The organism is Glycomyces salinus, assembly GCF_016428645.1.
GTDB classification, from domain to species: Bacteria; Actinomycetota; Actinomycetes; order Mycobacteriales; family Micromonosporaceae; genus Glycomyces; species Glycomyces salinus.
In genome coordinates this window covers 21,680-46,341 of sequence record NZ_JAELXW010000039.1, presented here as the reverse complement: position 1 = coordinate 46,341, position 24,662 = coordinate 21,680, and the positions used below count along the sequence as shown (strand labels likewise).

Sequence of the window (24,662 nt, the reverse complement as noted above, 5' to 3'; positions counted from 1 at the left end):
CCGTGCCCGCGCCGAAGGAGAGGACGCCTGCGGGCCCGGTGATACTCTGCCGTCGTGTCCGAACAGACTGATCCCGCCCCGGGCGGCGACGGTACCGGGGGCGACTGGCGCCCGAGCCGTGAGGCCGTCATCGATCTCCTTGGGCTGCTTGCGCTCGGGGAGCTCCTCGCGTTCGAGCGGATGGCCGTCGACGCCCGTCTGGCGCCCGACTTGGGCAGGCGCGCCCGACTCGGCGAGGCGGCGGTTGGTGAGATTCGCAACTACCGGCTCCTGGCGGACCGCCTGAGCGCGCTGGGGGTCGATCCGGCCGAGGCGATGGCGCCGTTTCAGGAGGCGTTCCGGACCTTCGACGCCAAGACCTCGCCCCGCGATTGGCTGGAGGCCCTCGTCAAGGTCTACGTCGGTGACGCGGTCGGCGACGACTTCTTCCGGGCCGTGGCGCCGAAGCTCGAATCGGAGGACCGGGCCCTGATCGAGCGGGTGCTGGAGGAGGGCTCTGCCGCGGGGCTGGCCGCCGACGAGATCCGCGCCGCCGTCGAGTCCGACCCGGCCGCGGCCGGGCGGCTGTCGCTGTGGGCGCGCAGGCTGATCGGCGAGGGCATCAACCGGGCCCTGGCGGTCTCCGCCGCCCACGAGAGCCTCACCGGCCTGATCAGCGGCGACGGCGGCTCGGTCGACGAGCTGCTGCGCACGCTCACCCGGGCCCACCAGGAGCGCATGAGGGCCGTCGGCCTGAACAACTGATGCCGTTACCGAATCGAGACTAATCCGCCGCAACTGGACGTTCTCCCCTCCGCGTCTTGGGATCGGAGGTGGAGCTTCATGCGGCTCACGAAAAGCCGGATCGTCAGCGGGGTGCTGGCGGTGGCGTTGCTGGGGGCGACCGGGGCGGCGTGGTATTACGCGGCGCAGGCGCGGACTCCGGCCCAGTTGGCCGAGGAGACGGCCGAGCCAGAGGACTCGGTGATCGCGGTGCGGGTCGAAGAGGACCAGTTGTTGGATCTGATGGAGTTCACCGCGACGCTGGATCGGACCGGGGACTTCGACGTCCCGGCGCCGTCGGCGCCGGAGGGGGTCGAGACCGCTCTGGCCTCGAAGATCCCGCTCGAGGCGGGCGACGAGGTGAACGCCGGGACGGTGCTCCTCGAGGTGTCGGGGCGGCCGATGATCGCGCTGCCGGGGGACGTGCCGGCCTACCGGGACCTGGTCGAGGGCGATTCGGGCCCGGACGTCGAGCAGTTGCAGCAGGCCCTGGCCTGGATCTACGGGACTCCGGTGAACGGCGAGTTCGACGACCGGACCGCCAGTGACCTGGAGAAGCTCTACGAGAACCTGGGGTACGAGCCGGCGACGGTGACCGAGACGGTCGAGGACGACGGCGACGGCGGAGAAGAAGGCGACCCCGAGCCCGGCGGTGAAGGGGCCGAGGACGGCGACGAGTTCGGCGGCGGCGCGCAGACGTCCACTGTCGACCGGGTCACGCTCCCGGCCTCGGAGGTGGTGTTCCTGCCCGAGCTGCCGATGCAGGTCGGCAAGATCTCGGCGCAGCAGTCGGCGCCGGTCGAGGGCACGGTCATGACGTTGGTGTCGGGGGACTGGAAGCTCGAGGCCGAACTGAGCGGCGACGAGGCCTCGGAGCTGGACAGGTTCGGCGAGGACGCCGAGCTGGCCTACGGCTCGGGGCCCTTGGAGGGCACGGAGGCGCCGGTCCCGGAGCTGGAGACGCGCGAGGTCGAGGACGACGAGGGCTCGGATGGATTCCCCGGCGAGGAGGGGGAGTCGGGGACGGTCGAGAAGACGTTCGCGGTCTTCGATTTCGACGAGGACGATGTCGAGAACCCCGATGAGCTCGTACCGGGCACCGAGCAGGACGTGGTGCTGGTGCGCGCCCGCAGCGCCGAGGACGCTCTGATCGTGCCGCTGTCGGCACTGTGGACCGACTCCCAGGACCGGACGATGCTGACCGTCCTCGAAGGCGAGGACGAGACCGAGCGGCACGTGGAGGTGACCGTGACGCTGCGGCACGAGGGCCGCGGCGTGGTCGAGCCGGTCGAGGGCGAGCTGTCGGCCGGCGACAAGGTCGTGGTGGCCTGGCGCGACCGGGGCAACGGCTGATGGCCCGCGACGCGGGCGACCGGGAGCCGGTCGAGACCGAGACCCTGCAACTGTCGACCGTGCCGCCGGACGAGGAGCCGGCGATCGGGTCCAAGCCCCGTTTCGGGGTCAAGAGCCTGGGCATCGCCCACGAGGCCCTGGCGTCCCTGCGGGGCCGGTCGATGCGCACGTGGATGACCGCGATCGGCATCGCGCTGGGCATCGCGGCCACGGTGGCGACGGTCGGCCTGTCGTCGACCTCGGCCGCGGCCATCGCCGAGCGGTTCGACGCGACCGAGGCCACCGAGGTGACCGTCTCCTTCTCCAATTCGATGCGCGACGCCGGTTACGCCCCGAGTACCGAGGACGGCGACCGCGTCCGCGGCATCGAGGGCGTGGCCGCTGCGGGGATCATGTGCGCCTCCGGCGAGGAGGTCGCCGCCGCCCGGACCCCGGAGGGCTACTACGAGCGCGGCTTCCCCGTCTACGGCATGGAGCCGGGGGCGATGGCCGCCTACGACTTCGAGTTCGCCGAGGGCGCGGGCTTCGACGACGGGCACGTCGCCCGCGGCGACAAGGTCGCGATCTTGGACGCTTCGGCCGCCCGCGACCTGGGCTACACCTCCCTGGAGGGCGGGCCGATGGTCTACCTCGACGGCGAGGGCTACGCGGTGGTGGGGATCTTCGAGGCCCCCGAGGGGGAGGCGAAGCTGACCAGCGCGATCGTCGTCCCTCCGGAACCGTGCACCGCCGCCGACGAGGACTTCGAGGCCGCGCAGATGTTCATCCGCACCGACCTGGGGGCCGCCGACAAGGTCGCGGCCTCGGCGCCGACCGCGCTGTTCCCCGAGGGCCCGGAGAACCTCTCGGTGTCCAAGCCCGGGGACCTGTCCGGGTTCCGCAAGGGCGTGGAGAACGAGATGCAGGCCCTGCTGCTGGGGCTGGCGGCGGTGTCGCTGGTGATCGGGGCGGTCTCGGTGTCCAACACCGCGCTGGTCAGCGTGATGGAACGACGCTCGGAGATCGGCCTGCGCCGCGCGGTCGGGGCCGCGCGGCGGGCGGTGGCGATGCAGTTCGTGTGGGAATCGACCCTGATCGGGCTCATCGGCGGCCTGTTCGGGACCGTGCTGGGGGTGAACGTGGTCGCGGCGGTCTCGCTCATGCGGGACTGGCAGATCGTGTTCGAGCCGGTCCTGCTCGCCACGGGCCCAGCGGTCGGGGCCGTGGTCGGCGTCGTCGCCGGCGTCTACCCCGCCTGGCGCGCCTCCCGCATCCCCCCTGCAATCACCTTGAGGACCTTAGGGGGCGTCTGGTGATCCAGACCGCCCTGGATCACCAGACGCCCCCCTCTTCGTTAGGCCCGGTATGCGACTCGCCGAGGCCCTGACCGAACTGTTCCTGCCCGCCGCGTGCGCCGCCTGCCGCGAGGCCCCGGCATCGGGCCGCGGCCTGTGCGCGGCGTGCGCGGCGGGCCTGCCCGACCGCGGCCCGGTCCTGGCCGTGCCGCGCGAGCGGCAGGCCCCGCCGACGGTCGTCGCGGGCGCTTACGACGGCGTCCTGGCCGAGGTGCTCAACGAGTACAAGGAGCGCGGCCGCCGCGAGCTCGCCCCGGCCCTGTCGGGGCTGCTGGAGGAGGCGTTCGCGGCGGTGGCCGAGCAGGTCCCCGGCGCGGTGCTGGTGCCGATCCCGGCCACGCGCGCCGCTCGGCGCGAGCGCGGCTTCGACCACGTGGCGGCCCTGTGCCGCCCGATCGGGCGGGTGCGGCGCTGCCTGCGGGCCCGGCCGAGGCCCGACTCGGTGGGCCTGAGCCCCGAGCAGCGGCGGCGGCAGGCCCGCCGGAGCCTGGTCGCGGTGCCGTCCCGGGCGGCAGCGCTGGCCGCGACCGGCCGCCCGGCGGTCCTGGTCGACGACATCGTCACCACCGGGGCGACCCTGGCGGCCGCCGCGGCGGCGCTGAGGAGCGCCGGAATAGCGGTTCCGGCGGCCGTGGCGGTCGCGGCCGGCCAGTGATCTACTTCTCGCGGTGTCATCGATCCGACAAATCGGATGCGCACCGTTTGGACACGGTTGCGAAAAGTTATCGCGAGTCCGCCGAATATCGCGCGCGCATAGCCGCCCGCGATGGAGAATTCCAATTACCAAGGGGTCGACTTTCGGCTTCCCAGGGGATAGTCTCAAGATCTCAGATCGGTAACGAGACGACCAGGAACAGGTGGATTACCGCTGGACCGAAGGTGAACTCTCCCAAGCCGAGACACCTCCGGACACCTGTCGTCCCCTCATCGAGAGGAGGTTGTTCCTTCCGCCGTACCGGACCCACCGGCTCCGGACCCCGCAACGCAGAACTACTTCTGCACTCCGGTCAGCTACCGGGTGCAACTGGGAGGTTCAGAGGTGGAAATCGTCGTCAAGGGCCGTAACGTAGAGGTTCCCGACCACTACCGCGAGCTCGTCGAAGAGAAGATCGAAGCCAAGATCGCCAAGTACCTGGCCCGGTACGACGGCGAGACGATCGACATCGACGTTGAGCTCTACCACGAGCCCAACCCCCGTCAGAACGACCACGCCCAGCGCGTCGAGATCACCTGCCGGACCAAGCGGAAGGTCATGCGCGCCGAAGCGTGCGCGGGGGACTTCCGCTCGGCGTTCGAGCTGGCCGTCACGAAGCTCGGCCACCAGCTCCGGAAGAACTCCGACCGCAAGCGCGTGCACCGCGGCGGCAAGGCCCGCCCGATGTCCCTGGCGGAGGCCACGGCGGTAGGGAACGCCAACGGTGGCGGCACCGCGCTGAAGACCGCGGACAGGACCGAGGACCCGGAAGCGGCGCACTTCATCTCTGAGGACGTCGACCACTTCGAGGGCCTGGTCGAGGAGCACCTGCCCGGACGCATCGTCCGCGAGAAGCTCCACCCCGGCGAACCGATGACGGTCGACGACGCGCTCCAGAACATGGAGCTGGTCGGACACGACTTCTACCTGTTCCACGACAAGGAGAGCGGCAAACCGTCCGTGGTCTACCGGCGCCGCGCCTACGACTACGGGCTGCTCAGAATCGACATGTGATTTCAAGGGGGACTTGTCTCACAGGTCCGGATGCATTGAGGGGTGGCATCCGGACCGGCCGAGGCCCCGGGCGAGAGCCCGGGGCCTCCGGTCCGCAGGTCGGCGCGAGGACTACAGGCCCTCGCCCTCCTGCCACTCTTCCCAGGTCATGATCCAGTAGCCCCAGCCGTTGCCGGGCGGCATCGGACGCTCGGTGCCGGTCACCTCGACCGGGTCGCCGCGCTGGGCGATCTCGTAGAACCACTTGGCGTTCTCGTTGCTGGCGTTCAGGCAGCCGTGCGAGACGTTCGTGTTGCCCTGCGCCCACACCGACCAGGGCGCGCCGTGCACGAACTCCCCGGTGGCGTTGATGCGGGTCGCCCAGTCGACCGGGGTCGAGTAGTAGCCCTCCTCGCCCTCCTCGATGCCCGGGGAGACCATCACTTTGTGCTTCATCTTCTCCATCACCAGGTGGACGCCGGTGGCGGTGATGTACTCGTACTTCTCGCCGCTGCCCGAGCTGATCGGGATGGTCTTGGCGACTTCGCCGTCTATCTCGACTTCCATGTGGTAGTCGGGGATGTGGGCCCGCGAGATGTTCGCGGGGCCGATCTCCATCGTCGCGGTGTGGTCCTCGGCGCCCCAGACGTCGTTCCCGAGGTGCGCGCCCTTGAAACGGGCGTTGAACGTGACCGTCTGGTACGGCTCCCAGTACTCCTTGGTGCGGTAGATGACCTGCGAGTCGGTGATCCACCGCCAGGCGCCCTCGTGCTCGGCCTCCGACTCGACCTCCAGGAGCTTCTCGACGGTCTTCTTGTCGGGCGCGGCCTCGGAGAAGGTCACGATGATCGGCGCGCCGACCCCGACCTTCTCGCCCTCGACCACCGGGGTCACGTCGACCACCTCGAAACCGGAGCCCTCCCGGCCCTCGGTGGTGAACTGCCGCTCGAACTCGGTGACGGTCCCGTCGGAGCTGACGGCCATCGCCGTCACGGTGTGGGTGGCGCCGGCGTCCATGACCGATTCCGAGGTCCACTCGGTCAGGTCGTCGCTGAACGTGCCGTCCACCGTCTTGGCGCGGTCGGAGGTGACCGTCACCTCCTCGAAGATGCCGTCCACCGCCTTCAGGGTGAACGAGGAAGTCGGGTCCTGGCCGTCCTTCGCGTCGAATTCGATCTCGGGCACGATCGGGGCGGGGGTGAACGTCCCCTGCTGCGGCGCGCCGCACGCGCCGAGCGGCAGGAGGGACGTCACCGAGGCGGCGACGATAGTCCGGCGTTTCAAGGGGGGTTCCTCCACAATGTGATCCGACCAGTTCACTATATATTCGACGCGCAGCACCGGTCAGAAGGTTGCCTCGGCGAAGGCACTGGATCTCAATCCCGCGCGTCGACCGAAAGCCGAGCCCACAGCAGCATGTCACGCCTGGACCCGTCGAGGGCCGGCAGCCCTCCGCGCTGGAGGCCCTCGAGCCGGAAACCGGACCGGCGCAGCACCGCCTGCGAGGCGGCGTTGTGCACGTCCGTGCCCGCCCACACCCGCTCCAGGCCCACCTCGCCGAAGGCCCACCGGCACACCAGCGCCACCGCCCGCGTCGCGTACCCCCTGCCGCGGGCCTCGGCCCCCAGGTCGTAGCCGATCATCCCCGACCCGGTCATGCGCTGCACGTGGTAGAGCCCGATCGTGCCCCGGTAGCCGTCACCGTCGTCGATGACCATCAGCGCCGAGCGGCCCTGGAGCCATTCGAGGGCCGCCCGCCACTCGCACATCTCGGCGACCTCGCCGACGCTCGGCGGCAGCGGCAGCGCGGCCCCCGCGTACACGTCCGGGCTCGTGCGGTGCCGCAGGTGCGCCTCGAAGTCGTCGGGAAGCAGCGGACGCAGCGCCACCGCACCGTCGGTCAGCTCCCCGCCGGGCAGGTCGGGAAGCACCCGCGGGGCCGGGCCGCCGCCGTAGTCGGGCACCAGGCCGAGCACGAGCGCGTCGGTCCCGTCGGGCGCGCCCGCGCGCAGCACACCCTCGGGCCGGAACCCGGCCCGCATCGCCGCGCGGATCGCGGCCCGGTCGCTCACCGGCGCCCGCGTCTCGACCCGGCCCGTGCCCGAGTCGAACAGCCTGGGGCAGACCGCCCGCAGCATGGCCGCCGCGATCCGGTGCCCGCGCCGTTCGGGGGCGACCCAGAACCGGGCGACGACCGTCCCCTCCGCCGAGGTCAGACCCAGCGTGCCCCACGGTTCCTCTCCATCGGGGCCGACCGCCACCAGCTCGGGCTCGAATCCGCAGTCGGGCTCGGCGCCCCCTCTCGCGGGCTGGAGCGTGAACGCTGGTGTGGTGACAGGCTCGAAGGGAAGCACGACCTCACCCAAGCAGGGAACCGGTCCACGAGTCAACCCGTTCGCCCGGACCGTGCCAGATGCGGCGCTTCGTCCCTTCTATGACGAAGCCCGCCTTCTCGGCGACTCGTCTGGACGCCTCGTTGCCGACCGTGGCGTTCCATTCGATCCGCTCGAGGGCCAGACGCTCGAAACCGAGGTCGGCCAAGCAGCGCACCGCGGCGGTCATCCAGCCTCGCCCGCGCGCCCACGGCGCGGTGTGGAAGCCGATCTCGGCGTCGCCGGGCGGGCGTCCCTCCAGCATCAGCTCCACCGAGCCGCTGAACCGGTCCTCGGAGTCGGCCAGGACATAGAGGATGTGCGTCCCGCGTTTCCACCGCTCGGCGCTGAGCGAGAAGAACTTCTCGGCGTCCTCTCGCGTGTAGTCGCGCGGCACCGTCGTCCACCGCTGCGTCTCCTCGTCGGCGCAGGCCGCGGCCAGGTCGTCCAGGTCGCCCCCGCACAGCGGCCGCAGCCGCAGGCCCTCGGCCTCGGACTCCAGCGCCGGCCGCTCGCCCATGAAGAAGGCCGCCTGCGTCTTGAGGACGCCGTAGTCCGGCGGCGGGTCGTCGCTCTCGCGGAGCTCTCCGGGGACGACCCCGCCCACCCAGCAGTCCCGGGAGGCTCCGCGCTGGTTGACCCCGTTGCGGCTGATCCCCTCGACGGTGAAGCCGACGCGGATCGCGGCCAGGCGCGAGGCGTGGTTGCCGACGATCGCGTCCCAGGCGACCCGGTGCATGCCCATGTTGTCGAAGGCGAACCGGCTCGCGGCGCGGATCGCCCGCTGCGCCACGCCCTTGCCGCGCGCCCACGGCGCGACCAGGTAGGTGATCGAGACCTCCCTGGAGTAGGCGTGCGTCAGCGCCACCGACGCGACCAGCGTCCCGTCGGCCTCGACCACGGCCCAGCGGGGGTTGTCGGCCCGCCACTGCCGGGCGCACAGGTCCAGGAACCGGTCGCGTTGGTAGTCGCTCCACGGCAGCGGCATCACCAGATACCGCTCCACCAGCGGGTCGTCGTACATCAGTTGAAGGTCGGGCAGATGACGGGGCTCCCAGGACACGAGCCGCAGGCCATCAGCTTGGAGGGTGACCGGTTCCATCTCAACGATTGTGCCCGATGGCCGCTTCGGGGGCCAGGTAGTCGTGACGCGTACTATTGGACGCGATATCTACCCGTATCCGTGGGTCAAGACCGTTGCTGGGAGCTGGATTTCCGTGTCGTTGTTCGAGAGGGTACTGCGAGCCGGCGAAGGGCGGGCGCTCAAGCGGCTCAAAGCCATTGCCGACGCCATCGACTCGATGGGTCCCGAGTACGAGAAGCTCACCGACGCCGAGCTGCGGGCCCTGACCGACGAGTACAAGGAGCGGCTCGCCGACGGCGAGAGCCTCGACGACCTCCTCCCTGAGGCATTCGCCACGGTCCGCGAGGCCGCCGACCGGGTGCGGGGGATGCGGCACTTCCACGTGCAGCTGATGGGCGGCGCGGCGCTGCACCAGGGCAACATCGCCGAGATGAAGACCGGTGAGGGCAAGACCCTCGTCTCGACGCTCCCGGTCTACCTCAACGCCCTCGAAGGCAAGGGCGTCCACCAGGTCACGGTCAACGACTACCTGGTCAGGCGCGACGCGGAGTGGATGGGCGAGATCCACCGCTTCCTGGGCCTGAGCGTCGGCGTGGTCCTGCCCGGCGAAGGCTCGGAGAAGCACCGCGAGGCTTACAAGGCCGACATCACGTACTCCACCAACAACGAGCTGGCCTTCGACTACCTGCGCGACAACATGGCCTCCTCCATCGACAACCTGGTGCAGCGCGGCCACAACTTCGCCATCGTCGACGAGGTCGACTCGATCCTGATCGACGAGGCCCGCACTCCGATCATCATCTCCGGCCCCACCGAGACCAACCGGAAGTGGTACTCCCAGTTCGCCAACATCGTGAACGGGATGCGCCGCGACGAGCACTACGAGGTCGACGAGGGCAAGCGGACGGTCTCGATCTCCGAGGCCGGGGTCGCCCGCGTGGAGGACCAGATCGGCGTCGAGAACCTCTACGACCCGGTCAACACCCCCTACGTCGGCTACCTCAACAACGCCATCAAGGCCAAGGAACTGTTCGCCCGCGGCCGCGAGTACATCGTGACCGAGTCCGACGAGGTCGTCATCGTCGACGAGTTCACCGGCCGCGTGCTGCCGGGGCGGCGCTTCAACGAGGGCATCCACCAGGCGATCGAGGCGAAGGAAGGGGTGGAGATCAAGCAGGAGAACCAGACGCTGGCCACCACCACCCTCCAGAACTACTTCCGCCTCTACGGGAAGCTGGCCGGGATCACCGGTACGGCCCATACCGAGGCCGCCGAGTTCCACCGGGTCTACGAGATGGGCGTCATCCCCATCCCCACCAACAAGCCGATGATCCGCGACGACCGCTCCGACGTCATCTACAAGACCGAGGACGCCAAGTACGGCGCGGTCGCCGACGACATCGTCGAGCGGCACGAGTCCGGGCAGCCGGTCCTGGTCGGCACCGTCACGGTCGAGAAGTCCGAGGCGCTCTCGAACGCGCTCAAGAAGCGCGGCGTCAAGCACAACGTCCTCAACGCCAAGAACCACGCGCGTGAGGCCGACATCATCGCCCAGGCCGGGCGGCGCGGCGCGGTCACGATCGCGACCAACATGGCCGGTCGAGGCACCGACATCATGCTCGGCGGCAACCCCGAGTACATGGCCGCCGCCGACCTGCGCTCCCGCGGCGTCGACGAGGCCGACGAGGAGACCTACGCCAAGGAGTGGGAGGAGACCCTCCGGAGGTTCGAGGCCTCCTGCGAGGCCGAGGCCGAAGAGGTCAAGGACGTCGGCGGCCTCTACGTCCTGGGCACCGAGCGCCACGAGTCGCGGCGCATCGACAACCAGCTGCGCGGCCGCTCGGGCCGCCAGGGCGACCCCGGCGAGTCGCGGTTCTACCTGTCGCTGTCGGACGACCTGATGAAGCGGTTCAACGCCGACGCGGTGCGCGCCATGATGAACCGGCTGCGCGTGCCCGACGACGTCCCGATCGAGTCCAAGCTGGTGACCCGCCAGATCGAGTCGGCGCAGTCCCAGATCGAGGGCCACAACGCCGAGCTGCGCAAGAACGTCCTCAAGTACGACGAGGTCATGAACAACCAGCGCAGCGTCATCTACGGCGAGCGGCTGTCGGTGCTGCGCGGCGACGACGTCTCCGATCAGATCCAGCACATGCTCGACGACGTCCTGGAGGCCTACGTGGCCGGGGCGACCTCCGAGGGCTACGCCGAGGACTGGGACCTCGACGAGCTGTGGCGGGCCTTCAAGCAGCTCTACCCGATCCGCCTGACCCACAAGGAACTGCTGGAGCGGGTCGGCGGCATCGAGCACCTGGAGCCGGACGACCTGCTCGAGGCGGTCCGCGAGGACGCCCGCGCCGTCTACGCCGACCGCGAGGTCGAGTTCGGCGAGGAGGTCCTGCGCAAGCTCGAGCGCCGCGTCGTGCTCCAGACCATCGACCGCAAGTGGCGCGAGCACCTGTACGAGATCGACTACCTCAAGCAGGGCATCAGCCTGCGCGCCTACGCCCAGCGCGACCCGGTCATCGAGTACCAGCGCGAGGCCTACGACATGTTCCAGACGATGCTCGACGGCATCAAGGAGGACACGGTCAGGTTCCTGATGAACGCCGAGCTGAAGAAGCCCGGCGAGGGCGAGTCGGCCGACAAGGAGCCGGTGGCCCGCATCCGGGGCCTGGAGCCGCTGCGCCAGCCCGAGCAGCTGATCCAGTCGGCTCCCGGCATCGACGGCGCCGACGGGACCGGCGGGACGGCCAAGACGCAGGCCACCGACCAGGCCGGGGTGTTCGCCAAGCGGCCCCCGAAGGCGGTGCAGAGCGGCTCCAAGCGGGACGTCAAGCGCACCCCCGGGGCCGGCAGCAAGGGCAGCGCCAAGGTCGCCTCGAAGCGCACCCGCCAGTCCGGTCCGAAGGCCGCGACGACGAAGCCGCCGGCGCAGCAGGCGAATCCGCAGCAGCGCACCAGCGCGGGCGAGCCGTCGCGGAACGCCCCGTGCCCGTGCGGTTCGGGAAAGAAGTACAAGCGCTGCCACGGCGCCCCCGGCGGGGCCGCAGAATAGACGCATGAGGCGCATCTACGTACCGGCGAACGTCGCGATGCTCGGCTCCCTGGCCGAGACCGGGGAGCTGAAGCCGACCGAGCCGGTCCACATGGTGACCGAGGCGCTGCGGCGGCTCGACCCGAAGGCGGCCGACGACGACCTGGAGTACACCGCGTTCGCCGACGCGGCGCTGGCTTCGCTGGCGCTCCTGGCCGGCCAGGTCCCGCGCCGGGCGGTCGTCTCGTGCGACGTGCCGGAGCGCCTGCTGAGCGAGCACGCCGAGGGCACCGCCGCCGGCTTCTCGGGCAGCGTCAAGCTGGCGAAGGTCGCCGCGGTGCACGTCGACGACGCCGACGCGGCCGAGACGGTCGCCGCGGCCCTGGCCGCTGACGACCCGGACTTCGACGAGGTCGAGTCCCACGTCCTCGACTGGTACGACCCCTCCGAGCTCCGGGACCTGTTGGAGAACCTGCCGGGAGTCGGCTGACCTCCGTACGACACGGCTCGGGGTTCCTTGCGGATCCAAGACCAGAAGTTCTATTTACCAGGTGCGGACCCTGCCACCATAGCGGGTACCATATATCGCATGGCTGAGAAGCAGCGGAAGACCACGACATATCTGCGTGAGACTGACATCTGGCGACTTGACGCCATGGCCAGGAAGCTCGGAATCACTCGTGCCGAGCTGCTGCGCCGAATCGTGTCCGAGTATGTCGAGGACCACCGTCCAGAGAGGGAACCACTGCCGGTATTCGATCTCGGTGAGCCTATGACCCTGGAGGAGCAGGAACGCGCGCTCGATGAGGCGATCGAGCGCAAGGCCGCTCGCCGGTGATCGTCATAGCCGATACGTCGGCGCTGCTGGCGGCGTTCGGTCGGACGGAACCCGAGCACGATGCCGCGGTTTCGGTGCTGAACGCCGAGACCTTCGTGCTATCGCCGATGGTGCTCACAGAACTTCACCATCTCGCCTACGCGCGAAGCGGATTCGATACAGCACACGCCGTCATAGGGGTGCTGCTGGGTAGGTTGGCCGATGGTGACGACGTACTCGGTGCGATCACTCTCGAGCGATTGCAGATCGCCCACGAAGTGCAACGCAAGTATTCGACCCTTGAGCTCGACCTGGCCGATTGCGTCGGAGTCGTTCTTGCCGACGAGTACAAGACCGACCTGATCTTCACGCTCGACCAGCGCGATTTTCGTGCGATCAGGCCGCTGACGGCCGGATTCGACTCGTTCAAGATCCTTCCGGCGGACTGCTGAAGTCAGTTATTCTTGTCGGGTTTGGGCGTGAGCAGGCCGTAGGCCAGGACGGCGCAGACCGCGCCGCCGAACAGGACGGTCATCGAGCCGTTGTACTGCCACTGGAAGCTCAGGCTCAAGAAGGCCGAGTCGAGCGAGGAGATCTGGTCCACACCGAGCGCGAGCACGACCTCGACGCCGACCTGGGTGATGATCGTCGACATCAGCCAGATCGCGCCCGGCAGGGCCCCGGCGAACAGGTACCCGGGCAGCCTGGCCCCGGCGTCGGCCTTGCGCAGGAACACGTAGGCGAGGAAGCCGCAGATCAGGCCCGCCGCGAACGGGGCGGCCGCGCCGAGCGCGCCGTACTGGTCGAGCGGGTCGGACCACAGGCTGACCTGCGAGGCGTCGATGAAGCCCCGCGCGAACATCATCAGCAGCAGCACGAATGCGGCCGACAGTCCGGCGGCGACCGGGAGGCGGTGGCGCGTCAGCGTCAGCGCCCCGCCGAGCAGGGTCGAGCCGAACAGGACCAGGGCCAGGGCGAGTGCGATCCCGGCGTCGACCCGGAACGCCAGGTAGGCCGCGACGCCGCCGACCAGGCCGACTACGGCGAACCCGGCCACGGTCAGGCCTATCCGCGGCCCGGGGAGCCTGGCGGCGGCCAGGCCCCCGACCGCTCCGGCGAAGACGGCGACGATGACGGGGCTGAACAGGCTGTTCGCCAGGATCACCACGCCGGTGTCGTCGAGCCCGTCGGACATGCCGGCGAGTGAGTAGAGCGAGACGAGCACGCCCGCAAGTGAGGCCGCCGCGCCGACGGCGAGCGCGACGGTCACGGAGAGGTGCTCGCGCCCCGGCTCCGGCACCCGCTCGTCCCGGCCGGCGTCCTCCCCTTGGTCGAGGAGCGAATCCTGTGTATCGGTCACCAGCCCAGGGTACTTTCCGCTTGTGGGCAGCCACATCACACTGGGTCCGTATTTGTACGCCTCGCATGGGGTCGGCGCGGCCGAACTGTGCGATGATGACGGAAACGGAGCGCATAGGGTAGCCTCTGAAACACAGAGCCATGCCCAGTACTACCATCGAATCATTGGGAGAATGCGATGGACGCCTTGTTTAACGTCCCCACCCCGACGAATGAACCGGTGCACGGCTACGCACCGGGCACCCCCGAGCGCGAGAGCCTCCAGAAGAAGCTCGCCGAGCTCGCCAGCACGCAGCTCGAACTCGACATGAACATCGCCGGCCAGTGGCGGCGCAGCACCGGCTCCGAGATCGAGGTCGTCCAGCCCCACAACCGTCGCCACGTCCTCGGCATCACCCGCGAGTCCACCGACTCCGAGGTGGCGGACGCCGTGGCCGCCGCCAAGGCCGCGCGCGCCGACTGGATGCGCATGTCCTTCGCCGACCGCGCCGCGATCTTCCTGCGCGCCGCCGAGCTCATCTCCGGGCCCTACCGCGACGTGCTCAACGGCGCGACCATGCTCGGCCAGTCCAAGACCGCCGCCCAGGCCGAGATCGACTCCGCGTGCGAGCTCATCGACTTCCTGCGCTTCAACGTCAGCTTCGCCGAGGGCATCTACCGGCAGCAGGCCAACTCCTCGGCGGGCCTGTGGAACCGCACCGACCACCGGCCGCTCGACGGCTTCGTGGTGGCGATCACGCCGTTCAACTTCACCGCCATCGCCGGGAACCTGCCGACCGCCCCGGCCCTGATGGGCAACACGGTGATCTGGAAGCCCTCGACCACCCAGCAGTTCGCCGCCCACTTCATCATGAAGGTCCTGCTCGAGGCCGGGCTGCCCCCGGGGGTCATCAACATGGTCACCGGCCGCGGCGACTCGGTCAGCAACGTCGCCCTGGTCGACCCCGACCTCGGCGGCATCCACTTCACCGGCTCCACCGGCACGTTCCAGCACCTGTGGCGGACGGTGGGGGAGAACATCTCCGGGTACCGCGCCTACCCGCGGATCGTCGGCGAGACCGGCGGCAAGGACTTCATCATCGCCCACCCCAGCGCCGACCCGCAGGCGCTGGCGGTGGCCATGGTCCGCGGCGCCTACGAGTACCAGGGCCAGAAGTGCTCGGCGCTCTCGCGCACCTACGTCCCGGCGTCCCTGTGGAACAACGGGCTGCGCGACAACGTGGTCGCCATGACCGAGGACGTCTCCTACGGCGACGTCACCGACTTCTCCAACTTCGGCGGCGCCGTCATCGACGAGCGGGCCTACGCCAAGCACACCGCCCTGTTCGAGCGGATCGCCGGCGACGACAAAGCCGCCGTCGTCACCGGCGGCACCGCCGACGACTCGGAGGGCTTCTTCGTCCAGCCCACCCTGATCGAGGCGACCGACCCGACGCACGAGGTGTTCACCGACGAGTACTTCGGCCCGATCAACGCCGTCTACGTCTACGAGGACTCCGAGTTCGACGCCGTCGTGCGCCAGGCCGCCGACGTCGCCCCGTACGCGCTGACCGGGGCCGTGTTCGCCACCGACCGGGCCGCCATCGCCCGCGCGAGCGAGGACCTGCGGTTCGCGGCCGGGAACTACTACATCAACGACAAGCCGACCGGCGCCGTCGTCAGCCAGCAGCCGTTCGGCGGCTCGCGCGGCTCGGGCACCAACGACAAGGCCGGTTCCTGGCAGAACCTGGTCCGCTGGATCAGCCCGCGCTCGATCAAGGAGAACTTCGTGCCGCCGACCGAGTACCGCTACCCGCATCAGGGCTGAGTAGCGGCGCGCGAAGCGACTCAAAGGGGCTCGGACCGGGAGGGTCCGGGCCCCTTATGCTTGAGCGATGACCAAGCGTGAGCACCCGCTCAAGGGAGAATTCGACACCGCCGCCGCCCGCTGGGAGCGGCCCGCCACCGAGGACGGCACCCCCGGAGAACTGGAGATCGGCTACGCCGACAACGGCATGGTGGCCCTGCGCCGGGCCGACGACCCCGACGGCGACATCCTCATCTACACCCCCGAGGAGTGGAAGGCGTTCCAGGAGGGTCTGCGGGACGGCGAATTCGACCTCCCGACCTGGGCCTAGACCAACGCCCGACCTCTGATCGGCCCGCCGGGCGGCCGTCCGTGCGGCCCGGACCCCCGAAGAAATTCCGCCGACCCGTGTATCTCGGGACGGGCGCGGGACTCTTCAGGGGTGAATGCCGTTGATAACGTCCCAGTCCGTGACGATGGCGGCATTTCGGGTTTAGAGTGCCTCCCGATCTGAACAACCGAGCTGGGCGCACGCGCCACAGCAGTCCCGAGGGCTATCGTCCATGTGGACCCGCCCCTCTTGCGAGTCGTGGGCTCGCATCACAACCACATCCACATACACCCCCGAGACGAGAGGAGCTCCCCATGCGTCTGGTCTTCGCCAACGAAGAGCCGCACTTGGAGCCGAACCCCGGTCGCCATCTGATGGACGGTGTCCCCGAACTTTCTCCGATCGCGCTGGACCGCCACGGCAGCCGTGTGCTGCGCCCCGGAGACGTGGTCCGCGCACCCGAGCAGCCCATGCCGGTCGGCACCATCTACCGCTACGACCGACTCCTTGTGGATGAGTCCGTCGTGGGGGACCCGGACGCGCGGGGTCGGCTCTCCGACGCGCTGCGCCCGAACGGCCTGAAGCTGGAATGCCAGTCGGCCAGGTCGATCGTGGCCGGTCAGGGCTCGAGCCGAGTGCCGGTCACCCTGAGCGGCCGGGGAGGCCCCGCGACAGTGGACGCCTGGGCGGTGCTCCAGTCCGTGCGCTCGGCGGTGACCCAGGGCCGGCTCGAGGACGAGATCGCCGCCAAGGTCGGCCTGGAGCACCTCCTGGTGTGCTCGAAGAACGGTCCCAGCATCGGCAGCCCCGAGCCGTCCCCGGTGGGAGCGCACCTGAGCCCACTCGGGCGCATCCCGGTCGACATGGTGAACCCGATGCCTCCGCGACGCCTCTTGGATCGCCGAGTCAAGGTCGCGATCCTCGACACCGGCGTGCCCCGGCAGCACCCCGCGTTCGACGTCTCCGATCGGACCATGCGCGAGGACACCTTCGTGGTGGTCGACCACGAGTTCCAGGAGGAGTTGGCGAAGCACGCGGATTCCCTCGCGGGACCGCTGAAGACGCCGTGGGAGGGACCGGTCCACGAACCCAACCTGATCAAGGAGATCGCCAGCCACTACGGCCACGGGACGTTCATGACGGGCCTGCTTCGCCAGATGGCCCCGGACGTCCAGGTGTACTCGCTGCGAGTCGTCCACAACGACGGGCTCAGCTACGAGCACGAGATGATCGCGGCGCTGCGCCATGTGGCGAACCAGGTCGAAGCGGCCCGGGGCGGCGACCCTCAGGCGGTGGAGGCCGACATGGTGGTCGTGGCGAGCGGATACGTCGACGAGGACCCCGACGACCAGCCCGGTCGCTGGCTCAAGGCGGAGGTCGATCGCCTGACGGCCCTCGGAGTGCCGGTGGTCGCCGCGGCCGGCAACCAGTCCTCCGACCGCCCGTTCTATCCGGCAGCCTTCGCCGCGCACCCGCAGGCCGAGGACTCCGCCCCGGTCGTCAGCGTGGCGGCGCTGAACTCCAACCGGAACGTCGCGATGTTCTCCAACGACGGCACCTGGGTCTCGTGCTTCGCCACCGGCGCGGCCCTGGTGAGCACGTTCCCATGCGACGGCAAGGGATCGCGCATGCCCGATCGGCAGTCGATGTCTTCGATCGACCGCCACCGGGAGAGCCACGACCCGGACGACTTCTCGGCCGGATACGCCATCTGGAGCGGCACCTCGTTCGCCGCGCCGGTGGCGGCCGCATACCTGGCCAACGAGATGGCCGATTCAGGCGTTCCCCCGGCGGCGGTCGAGAACTCCGTCCAGGCCGCGACGTGGGTCCACGGGGCCCTCAAGCGATTGAAAAACCGTTAGCCTGAGGGAATGAACGCGATTCCGGCTCAATCGGTGACCGCTGTGGACTACGACCGCCGCGCGCAGCTGTACCTCGCCGCGCGCGGCGGCGACAGAAGTGCTCAGCGAACCCTGGTCGAGGAACTCAACGAGCTGCTCTGGCGGGCGGCGCGTCGGGCGGGCCTGGACCGGGAGAGCGCCTCCGACGCCGTGCAGACCGCGTGGCTTCGCCTGTGGCGCCCTGGAAACGAGCTGGAACAACCACGAGCGCTGACCAAATGGTTGCTCACCACCGTCAGGCGCGAAGCCTGGAAGCTGATCGGCGGCTCCCGCCGCGAGATCGCCTCCGATCCGATCGACATCCAAGAACCGACCATCGAAGGCATCGAGGACAGCCTGGTCCGCGATACCGAACACGAGGCCGTGCGGCGTGCTTTCCTTGCCCAGCCGGAAAAGTGCCGGAGACTGCTCGCCTTCGTGGCGTCGGTCGACCGGCCCGACTACGACGACATCGCCGAGACGCTGGGGATGAAGAGGGGAAGCATCGGCCCCACCAGGGGCCGTTGCCTGAACAAACTGAGGAAGACGCTGCTGGCCGATCCGGGCTGGGGCAGAGGTGAGGAGCAGGACGATGACGCGACCTGAACTTGAGGACCAGGGTGACTACGAGCCGTTGGACTCCTGCGACCAGCGAATTCTGACGGTGATCAACGAACTGCATCGGACGGACGATCCGATCCCGGAGGACCTCAACGAGAGGATCCTGTTCGCGCTCGAAATCGAGGCCGAACTCGACGCCCGCGTGGCGAGCATCAGCCAGAACGAGCTCTCTCTCGTCAGAGGCGAGGCCGATCTGGCAGTCGGGCAGGGCGATCACGCGTCGATCACCTTCGACTGCGAGACCGTGACCGTCATGGTCACCCCGCGGCCCACCGCAATGGGCGAAGTGCGGCTAGACGGGTGGATCGGTCCGGAAGGCACCTACGAAGTCGAGATACGGAGTCCGCAAGCGACCAAACTGGCCTCATCCGATGAGACCGGCAGATTCGTCCTGGAGGGTCTTCCGCACGGCCAGATGTTTCAACTCGTGATTCGACCGGCTGAAGGACTGCAGCGTGAGGGGCTTCCGGCGGTCGTCGTGACACCCGCAGTACGGCTGTAGCATGTAAAGAATGCTTTCTCGCGCATGGCGCATGTTCTCACGCGGCCAGCGTCTGGACCGTCGCGGCCGCACCGCCGAGGCGTCCGAGGCGCTCGAAGCAGCATTGGAGCTGCTGGACTGGGACCCCGAGAACCCGCCGGTCACAGGTACCGCCCGTGCGCGACTGATCGTCCGGGTGCTGGTCGTGCGGGCGGCGAATCTGACCAGCCAGGGAAAACCCAACGAAGGCTTCCAGTCGCTCGCCTGGGCCGAACCCTTCGCCGACGCGCGCGACCGGGGGATGCTCCTGCACCAGCGCGCACTGATCCTGTGGCTGAGCGGTCGCCCGCGCGACAGTCTCCAGTGGTTCGACGCCGCCGAGCCGTACCTGGAGGAGCATGGACCGGACTGGATGTACGCGGGACTCTTCGTCAACCGGGGCGGAGTGTGGCGGGACCTCGGAGAGGTCGAGAAGGGCCTGCAGAGCACGCAGAATGCCGTCGAACTCTACACGAAGATGGGCAGTCCCGTGCATCGGGCCAAGGCCATGCACCAGGAGGCGCTGCACTGGTTCGACCTCGGAGAGGTGACGAGGGCGCTGCAGACGTTCGACGAGGTCAGGACCCAGTACCGGGAGCACTCCCCGGAGCTCGAAGGATATCTCCACGGCTCCTATGCCGACGCGTTGCTGAGCGTCGGCCTGTACTCGCAGGCCGTAGAGCACTGGTCCGCGGAAATCGAGATCATGCGGTCGTCCGGAAACCGCAGGGACGCCGCGATCGCGGAGTTCTGGCGAGCGGTGGTGGCGTTCGAGGACAATCAGTTCGAACTGGCCGGTGCCTGGGCGAAGCAGGCGATGGACTCCCTGTACCAGCAGGGCAACGAGCCCATGGCCTTCCTGGCGCAGCTGCTGATCCTGCAGGGACAGTTCGACTCGAATCGGGAAGGCTCGGACTTCGCCGACAAGGTCTCGCGCCTGTGCGACGCGCTCGAGAGCCGCGGGTGGGCGCTGCGGCTCGCCCAGACCAGGGTGCTCGCCGCCCGGGCGCGGATTCGCTCGGGGGACTTGGAAGAGGCCGAGGCCCGGCTGCACCTGCCGCCCGAGAGCAAGGTCTACGAGACCCTGGCCGAGAGCCTGGCCTGGCACCTGGCGAAGGCGGAACTCGCCGAAGCCCGCGGAGAGGACCCGCTGCCGTATCTCCGCCAGGGACTGGACCTGCTGGACACCTACCGGGTCGAGTTCGGCTCGGTGGAATTCCAGGCCGGCGTGTCGGCATTGGGAATCAAACTGGCGAGCAAGGGCCTGGGCAGGGCAGGCCGCGGGAACTCGCCCGGGGACACATTGGAGTGGGCGGAGCGGAGCAGGGCGCAGGTCCTCCGCATTCCACCGGTGAAGTCGAGCGCCGATTCGCATGTCCGGGAGGTCCTCGGTCGTCTTCGTCAGGCCCGTCAGCAGATCTGGGCTCAGCGAGCGGCAGGAGAGGACCCGACCGGGTTCCAGTCGCGTGTGCGGGAGCTTGAAGAGGAGATCCGGACCTACGACCGCGGGAGGCCGGGGCCGCGGCGTCAAGAGGAGCGCATCACGCCCGAAGTGATCCACGGCCTCGCGCAGGAGCGGGAGACCGTCCTGGTGACGATGCTCGGGATCGCCGGCAGACTCTGCGCGGTGCTCGCCGGGGGAGACGAGCTCCGGCAGGTCCAACTCATGGACACCGAGGAGGCCGCCGAGGCCGGTCGGCGGCTCGGAGCCGACCTGGACGCGCTCGGTTCCAACCGGCTTCCCGATATGCTGCGGCTCAGCGTCGAGCGGTCCCTGAAACGCAACACGGATGCGCTCGCCGCCGGCATCTGGGATCCGATCAGCGACTACGTCGGGGACCGGCAAGTGGTGTTCGTGCCGCACTCCCAGATCGCCTGGGTACCGTGGCCCCTGCTGCCTCCGCTGCGCGGCAGGCCGCTCACGGTCGCGCCATCCGCCGAGGCATGGTGGCGCGCGGCCACCCGCACCCGGGCGAGCGGCCCGGCGCTCGTCGCGGCCGGTCCGGCGCTGAACCGGGCCGGGGCCGAGATCGTCGAGGTCGCCGAACTCTATCCGGGCTCCAACCTGATACCCGCCGAGAAGTCCGACCCCGAAGTCATCCTCCAGTCGCTGGACGGCGCCTCGGTCGCCCACCTCGCCGCCCATGGGAACCACGAGCCCGAGAACGTCCTGTTCTCGCGCCTGAACTTCGCCCAAGGTCCGCTGAACGCCTACGAGCTGCTCGGCCTCGACCAGCCTCCCGCCCACGTGGTCCTGTCTTCCTGCGACCTGGGACGGTCGACGGTCACCGTGGGACACGAGACGCTCGGGTTCACCGCGGCGCTCCTGCACGCCGGCACTTCTACAGTGGTCTCCAGTCTCGGCCGCGTCCCCGATGACCTGGCCGCCGAGATGATGATCGACTACCACCGCCGCTGCGCCGCAGGAGCCACCCCGGCCGAGGCCCTGGCAGCCGTGGGCGAGAACCGCCCCTGGCACCCCTTCGTCTGCTTCGGAGCGTGAGCGCGAATGGCCGATACCTGGAACCCCGACGGCGAAGGCGTCCTGCGACTGCCTTCCGGTCGGCTCTTCCGCGGGTGGGGACTGGGCCGCCCCAAGGCGCCCGGTCCGGATCCCCACCTCGGGCTCTACGTCTTCGGGAAAGAGCCGGGGCCCTTCGAATGGGAGTCCCGGTGGGTCCGCTGGCCTGTGTCCGCCGCGGATACGCCGAGAAAGCCGTGGAAGCCCCGGCCCGACACCGCTTCGTCCGACGGTTCCAGAAGTGCACTGTCACTCTGGCGGCGAATCAGTCGGTCGGACCTTCCCAGAGAGCTGAGATCGGGATCGCCAGCATGTTCGAGTCGATCGTGAGAGTATGCCTGCCGGTGTAGAGCACCGCCCCAAGGAGGAGGTCGCCGCCGAGGTGGCCGGCGAGATTCCGGAGGCCCTTGAAGTCTTCGGACTTGACCGTTTCGGCCGCCTTCACCTCTATGGCCACTACCTCGCCGCGGCGGTTCTCCAGAACGATGTCGACCTCGGTCTTGTCTTTGGTGCGGTAGTGGTAGAGGCCGATCTGCTCTCGAGCCCAGGTGAGCTGCCGGGCGATCTCCATCGTTACGAAGTTCTCCAGAAGCGGTCCAAGCGGCGCCCCGGGCCGGCGGAGTCGATGAGCGTCGATACCCAGCAGATGTGCCGCCATTCCGGAGTCGACGAACGCGAGCTTCGGGGTCTTGACCGCGCGCGTGGAGATGTTCCGTGACCAGGCGGGGATCCGCTTGACGAGGAACACCTCTTCGAGCAGACCGAGATATGAACTCACCGTCGGCTGCGTGATCCCGAGGCGGTTCGCGAGAGTGCTCTGCACAAGGAGCTGTCCTGCGGTCCCGGCGAGCATGTCCACCATGCGGCGCAGCTCCGTCGTGCGCCTGATCCGCTCCAGTTCCATGACGTCGCGATTGATGAGGTCCGCGATATACGCGCTGAAGAACCGGTCCCGACGCTGCCCCGTCCGGGCCACGGCCGTCGGGAAACCGCCTCGGGTGATCCGGTCGATGTAGTCGCGGCGCGACTCTCCGGAGGAATGCCGGAAATCGGCGCCGTGTTCGAATATCGCGTCGATGAAGTCGTCGGGCCTGCCGTCGATCTCTCCCTGAGAGAGCGGCCAGAGTTCCACCGTCTCCATGCGCCCGACGAGGGTGTCCGGGAGGTTCCGCAGGCCCATGACTCGAGCGGAGCCGGTGAGCAGGAACTTCCCTGGCTGAGGCCACTGATCGACCGAGTACTTGACGGGCAGCAGCAGCTCCGGCGCCCGCTGGATCTCGTCGATGATCATGGTCCGGTCGGTCTCCACGAACTCGCCGGGGTTGTCCCTCGCGAACTGGAGGGTCTGGGGATCGTCGAGAGTTCGCCACTCGGCTCCTCGTACCTTGCCTGCCTGCATGGCCAGAGTGCTCTTGCCGCACTGGCGAGCGCCGTTGACCAGCACCACTCGCGTGTCGGTCATCGCCTCGCTGAGGATGTCGGCGGCATGACGGGGCAGGAGCGCGCCGATCGGTGATGGAGGAATCTGGACCATTGCTGCAGTATAGGACATCCTATTTTAGGATGGTCGCCTATCTATTTTGCAATGGTCGCAGTGTGAATCTTATTATGGCCGCACCGTTGATTTTAGTCTGGTCGTGACTCTGCGGGCCGCCGAAGGTTCGGCCGCTGGTCAGGTGAGGATGTCCTCGACGGTCGGCGCGCTGATCGCTCGTTTCGCCCACTGCTTGAGCCGGTCGAGGTCGTCGCACTGCTCGATGCGGTGTCGCTGATTCGCGGTGATGGGAAGTCCTCGGGCCTCGATGACGGTCAGCAGCATGTCCTCGGCGCCTTCGGCCCGTCCGCGGGCTTCACCGCGGGCTTCGCGGTCCGCGAGGAGTTTGCTCTGGTACGGGTAGGTCTCGGTCTCCATCAGGGCCTCCAGGATCGTGCGTGGCCGCTCATCGAGCTGGCCGAGCATGTATTGAGCGTAGCGTGCGGCGAGTTCTTTCGGAAGCGGCGCGAGTTCCTCGGCCGCGGCTTGCAGGATCTCTTTGGCTTCGGGAGCGCGGGCGTGGATCAGCGTTCCGACCACCATCTTCTCGGCGAGCGCGCCGGTTCCGGACACTTCGGTGAGCTTCGGATAGTTGTCGGGCGCCAATACCAGCGGAACGAGGTCGAAGCCCGGGTGGCCGACGTCTATCGGAGTTCGGGCCCAGTCTGCCGTGACCTGATCGGGGCACACGAGTACCAGCACCGTCGGTGCCTCCAGCCGCTGGCGGACGTTGGTCACGTAGGCCGGCCACGAGTACCGTTTCCCTCCGGTCTTCCTCCCGGTAGATCGGTCATTCCGACCGTCGTCGATGCCGCGCTGGACCTCGATGATGATCCCGAGCCGGTTCGCACCTCCATGTCGGCACACTGCGACGTTGTCGCAGTTGAGGTCCTTGACTTCTTGGTCGGTCGCGGACTCCGAGAACGGCAGCACCTCGTCGTGGTCCGGAATCGCGATGCCGAGCAGGTCACCCGCCAGCTCGACCGCGAATCCGGGCCGAGTGCGGCATAGCTTCAGCGGCGTATCGTGTGCATGTGTTGTCACGCAACCGAAGTTAGGGCAACGATGAAGCAGATCCCGACATCGGAGATTCCTGGCAAAAGTTGTATTTCAGATATTTGCGCCATTAAGTGATGCGAGCTCGGACTGACGTCGCGGAGGCTTCTCGATGAGTCGTGTTCCCGGCTGCTTGGAGGATCGAAGACATGACCGAGACCTGGGATCCGGGCGGCGAGGGAGTTCTGCGGCTGCCTTCGGGGCGGTTGGTCCGGGGGCGGGGGCTGGCGCGGCCCGAGCCTTCCGGTCCTGATCCGACCTTCGGGCTCTACGTGCTCGACCACGAGCCTCCGGACTTCGACTGGGAGCACCGGTGGGTCGAATGGCCCGACTTCCGGCTTCCCCGCGACCGCGAGGACTCGCGCGCGGCCATGGTCGAACTCTGGGAGCGGGCCGCCCACGAACGGGTCGAGGTCGCCTGCCGGGGCGGGCGCGGCAGGACCGGGACCACGCTCGCCTGCCTCGCGATCCTCGACGGAGTCCCCAGCCGCGAGGCCGTCGCCTACGTACGCCGCGAGTACTCCGCAAAAGCCGTGGAGAACTTCCTCCAGAACCGCTTCGTCCGCCGCTTTCGCTAGAAGGTCGAACTCTTGGGCTTGCTTGAGTTG

22 protein-coding genes are annotated in these 24,662 nt (G+C 68.8%); 16 read left to right on the top strand and 6 right to left on the bottom strand.

Annotation, left to right across the window (positions count from 1 at the left end; translation table 11 throughout):
• Positions 1-54: 54 nt before the first annotated feature.
• From JFB92_RS12670 to hpf, 5 genes are all read left to right on the top strand, one after another.
• A complete protein-coding gene (locus JFB92_RS12670) occupies positions 55-744 on the top strand; it encodes a ferritin-like fold-containing protein (protein WP_199038929.1) in 690 nt (229 codons plus the stop codon).
• A 78-nt stretch (positions 745-822) separates the two neighbouring features.
• The gene (locus JFB92_RS12665) at positions 823-2,115 is read left to right on the top strand and encodes a permuted SH3 domain-containing protein (protein WP_199038926.1); all 1,293 of its coding nucleotides are present in this window, start codon (positions 823-825) and stop codon (positions 2,113-2,115) included.
• Positions 2,115-3,410 (top strand): ABC transporter permease, encoded by a 1,296-nt coding sequence (locus JFB92_RS12660; RefSeq protein ID WP_199038923.1) that lies wholly within the window; start codon positions 2,115-2,117, stop codon positions 3,408-3,410. Before JFB92_RS12665 ends, JFB92_RS12660 begins: the two co-directional genes overlap by 1 nt.
• 49 nt (positions 3,411-3,459) lie before the next feature.
• Positions 3,460-4,104, top strand: coding sequence for a ComF family protein (locus tag JFB92_RS12655; RefSeq protein ID WP_199038920.1), 645 nt, complete (start codon positions 3,460-3,462; stop codon positions 4,102-4,104).
• Between the two features lie 384 nt (positions 4,105-4,488).
• Positions 4,489-5,157, top strand: a complete 669-nt coding sequence (hpf, locus tag JFB92_RS12650; RefSeq protein WP_199038917.1) for a ribosome hibernation-promoting factor, HPF/YfiA family — start codon at positions 4,489-4,491, stop codon at positions 5,155-5,157.
• A gap of 111 nt (positions 5,158-5,268) precedes the next feature.
• On the opposite strand, the gene JFB92_RS12645 is transcribed toward hpf, so the two are convergent.
• The 3 genes from JFB92_RS12645 to JFB92_RS12635 form a co-directional block, all read right to left on the bottom strand.
• Complete coding sequence (locus tag JFB92_RS12645; RefSeq protein ID WP_199038914.1) at positions 5,269-6,420, bottom strand: L,D-transpeptidase; 1,152 nt, start codon at positions 6,418-6,420, stop codon at positions 5,269-5,271.
• 92 nt (positions 6,421-6,512) lie between these two features.
• Positions 6,513-7,490, bottom strand: coding sequence for a GNAT family N-acetyltransferase (locus JFB92_RS12640; RefSeq protein ID WP_199038909.1), 978 nt, complete (start codon positions 7,488-7,490; stop codon positions 6,513-6,515).
• 4 nt (positions 7,491-7,494) lie between these two features.
• On the bottom strand, positions 7,495-8,610 hold the full coding sequence (locus tag JFB92_RS12635) for a GNAT family N-acetyltransferase (protein WP_199038906.1): 1,116 nt from the start codon (positions 8,608-8,610) through the stop codon (positions 7,495-7,497).
• 115 nt (positions 8,611-8,725) lie between these two features.
• Between JFB92_RS12635 and secA the strand changes: the two genes are divergently transcribed.
• The 4 genes from secA to JFB92_RS12615 all read left to right on the top strand — a co-directional run bounded on the left by secA (position 8,726) and on the right by JFB92_RS12615 (position 12,898).
• The gene (gene secA / locus JFB92_RS12630) at positions 8,726-11,650 is read left to right on the top strand and encodes a preprotein translocase subunit SecA (RefSeq protein WP_199038903.1); all 2,925 of its coding nucleotides are present in this window, start codon (positions 8,726-8,728) and stop codon (positions 11,648-11,650) included.
• A 4-nt stretch (positions 11,651-11,654) separates the two neighbouring features.
• Complete coding sequence (locus JFB92_RS12625) at positions 11,655-12,119, top strand: DUF6912 family protein (RefSeq protein WP_199038900.1); 465 nt, start codon at positions 11,655-11,657, stop codon at positions 12,117-12,119.
• 99 nt (positions 12,120-12,218) lie between these two features.
• Complete coding sequence (locus JFB92_RS12620; protein ID WP_199038897.1) at positions 12,219-12,467, top strand: ribbon-helix-helix protein, CopG family; 249 nt, start codon at positions 12,219-12,221, stop codon at positions 12,465-12,467.
• Positions 12,464-12,898, top strand: a complete 435-nt coding sequence (locus JFB92_RS12615) for a type II toxin-antitoxin system VapC family toxin (RefSeq protein ID WP_199038893.1) — start codon at positions 12,464-12,466, stop codon at positions 12,896-12,898. The genes JFB92_RS12620 and JFB92_RS12615 overlap by 4 nt, the downstream gene beginning before the upstream one ends.
• Before the next feature lie 2 nt (positions 12,899-12,900).
• Here the strand turns inward: JFB92_RS12615 and JFB92_RS12610 are convergent, their stop codons facing one another.
• Complete coding sequence (locus tag JFB92_RS12610; protein WP_199038890.1) at positions 12,901-13,806, bottom strand: hypothetical protein; 906 nt, start codon at positions 13,804-13,806, stop codon at positions 12,901-12,903.
• Positions 13,807-13,983: 177 nt separating this feature from the next.
• Between JFB92_RS12610 and pruA the strand changes: the two genes are divergently transcribed.
• From pruA to JFB92_RS12580, 6 genes are all read left to right on the top strand, one after another.
• Positions 13,984-15,612: an L-glutamate gamma-semialdehyde dehydrogenase gene (pruA, locus tag JFB92_RS12605; protein WP_199038887.1), complete on the top strand. Its 1,629-nt coding sequence runs from the start codon at positions 13,984-13,986 to the stop codon at positions 15,610-15,612.
• A gap of 67 nt (positions 15,613-15,679) precedes the next feature.
• Positions 15,680-15,922, top strand: coding sequence for a DUF397 domain-containing protein (locus JFB92_RS12600; protein WP_199038884.1), 243 nt, complete (start codon positions 15,680-15,682; stop codon positions 15,920-15,922).
• A 314-nt stretch (positions 15,923-16,236) separates the two neighbouring features.
• A complete protein-coding gene (locus tag JFB92_RS12595; RefSeq protein WP_199038881.1) occupies positions 16,237-17,784 on the top strand; it encodes a S8 family peptidase in 1,548 nt (515 codons plus the stop codon).
• 9 nt (positions 17,785-17,793) lie between these two features.
• Positions 17,794-18,408 carry an RNA polymerase sigma factor gene (locus tag JFB92_RS12590; RefSeq protein WP_199038878.1) on the top strand — a complete coding sequence of 205 codons (615 nt, stop codon included), beginning with the start codon at positions 17,794-17,796 and terminating at the stop codon, positions 18,406-18,408.
• Positions 18,395-18,925, top strand: a complete 531-nt coding sequence (locus JFB92_RS12585) for a hypothetical protein (RefSeq protein ID WP_199038873.1) — start codon at positions 18,395-18,397, stop codon at positions 18,923-18,925. Before JFB92_RS12590 ends, JFB92_RS12585 begins: the two co-directional genes overlap by 14 nt.
• A gap of 10 nt (positions 18,926-18,935) precedes the next feature.
• Positions 18,936-21,446, top strand: coding sequence for a CHAT domain-containing protein (locus JFB92_RS12580; protein ID WP_199038870.1), 2,511 nt, complete (start codon positions 18,936-18,938; stop codon positions 21,444-21,446).
• A 283-nt stretch (positions 21,447-21,729) separates the two neighbouring features.
• On the opposite strand, the gene JFB92_RS12575 is transcribed toward JFB92_RS12580, so the two are convergent.
• Both JFB92_RS12575 and JFB92_RS12570 read right to left on the bottom strand, forming a co-directional pair.
• On the bottom strand, positions 21,730-22,998 hold the full coding sequence (locus JFB92_RS12575) for an ATP-binding protein (protein WP_199038866.1): 1,269 nt from the start codon (positions 22,996-22,998) through the stop codon (positions 21,730-21,732).
• A 138-nt stretch (positions 22,999-23,136) separates the two neighbouring features.
• A complete protein-coding gene (locus JFB92_RS12570) occupies positions 23,137-24,042 on the bottom strand; it encodes a hypothetical protein (protein WP_199038863.1) in 906 nt (301 codons plus the stop codon).
• A gap of 161 nt (positions 24,043-24,203) precedes the next feature.
• Here JFB92_RS12570 and JFB92_RS12565 point away from each other — a divergent pair, with 161 nt between their 5' ends.
• Positions 24,204-24,632 (top strand): phosphatase domain-containing protein, encoded by a 429-nt coding sequence (locus tag JFB92_RS12565; protein ID WP_199038860.1) that lies wholly within the window; start codon positions 24,204-24,206, stop codon positions 24,630-24,632.
• Positions 24,633-24,662 lie beyond the last annotated feature (30 nt).

Bases quoted from the DNA above. Each gene is read 5' to 3' on its own strand.
- JFB92_RS12635 (WP_199038906.1), bottom strand. From the start codon at position 8,610: ATGGAACCGGTCACCCTCCAAGCTGATGGCCTGCGGCTCGTGTCCTGG.
- JFB92_RS12625 (WP_199038900.1), top strand. From the start codon at position 11,655: ATGAGGCGCATCTACGTACCGGCGAACGTCGCGATGCTCGGCTCCCTG.
- JFB92_RS12660 (WP_199038923.1), top strand. From the start codon at position 2,115: ATGGCCCGCGACGCGGGCGACCGGGAGCCGGTCGAGACCGAGACCCTG.
- pruA (WP_199038887.1), top strand. From the start codon at position 13,984: ATGGACGCCTTGTTTAACGTCCCCACCCCGACGAATGAACCGGTGCAC.
- JFB92_RS12655 (WP_199038920.1), top strand. From the start codon at position 3,460: ATGCGACTCGCCGAGGCCCTGACCGAACTGTTCCTGCCCGCCGCGTGC.
- JFB92_RS12575 (WP_199038866.1), bottom strand. From the start codon at position 22,998: ATGGTCCAGATTCCTCCATCACCGATCGGCGCGCTCCTGCCCCGTCAT.
- JFB92_RS12665 (WP_199038926.1), top strand. From the start codon at position 823: ATGCGGCTCACGAAAAGCCGGATCGTCAGCGGGGTGCTGGCGGTGGCG.
- JFB92_RS12585 (WP_199038873.1), top strand. From the start codon at position 18,395: ATGACGCGACCTGAACTTGAGGACCAGGGTGACTACGAGCCGTTGGAC.
- JFB92_RS12580 (WP_199038870.1), top strand. From the start codon at position 18,936: ATGCTTTCTCGCGCATGGCGCATGTTCTCACGCGGCCAGCGTCTGGAC.
- JFB92_RS12600 (WP_199038884.1), top strand. From the start codon at position 15,680: ATGACCAAGCGTGAGCACCCGCTCAAGGGAGAATTCGACACCGCCGCC.
- JFB92_RS12590 (WP_199038878.1), top strand. From the start codon at position 17,794: ATGAACGCGATTCCGGCTCAATCGGTGACCGCTGTGGACTACGACCGC.
- JFB92_RS12595 (WP_199038881.1), top strand. From the start codon at position 16,237: ATGCGTCTGGTCTTCGCCAACGAAGAGCCGCACTTGGAGCCGAACCCC.
- JFB92_RS12565 (WP_199038860.1), top strand. From the start codon at position 24,204: ATGACCGAGACCTGGGATCCGGGCGGCGAGGGAGTTCTGCGGCTGCCT.
- JFB92_RS12620 (WP_199038897.1), top strand. From the start codon at position 12,219: ATGGCTGAGAAGCAGCGGAAGACCACGACATATCTGCGTGAGACTGAC.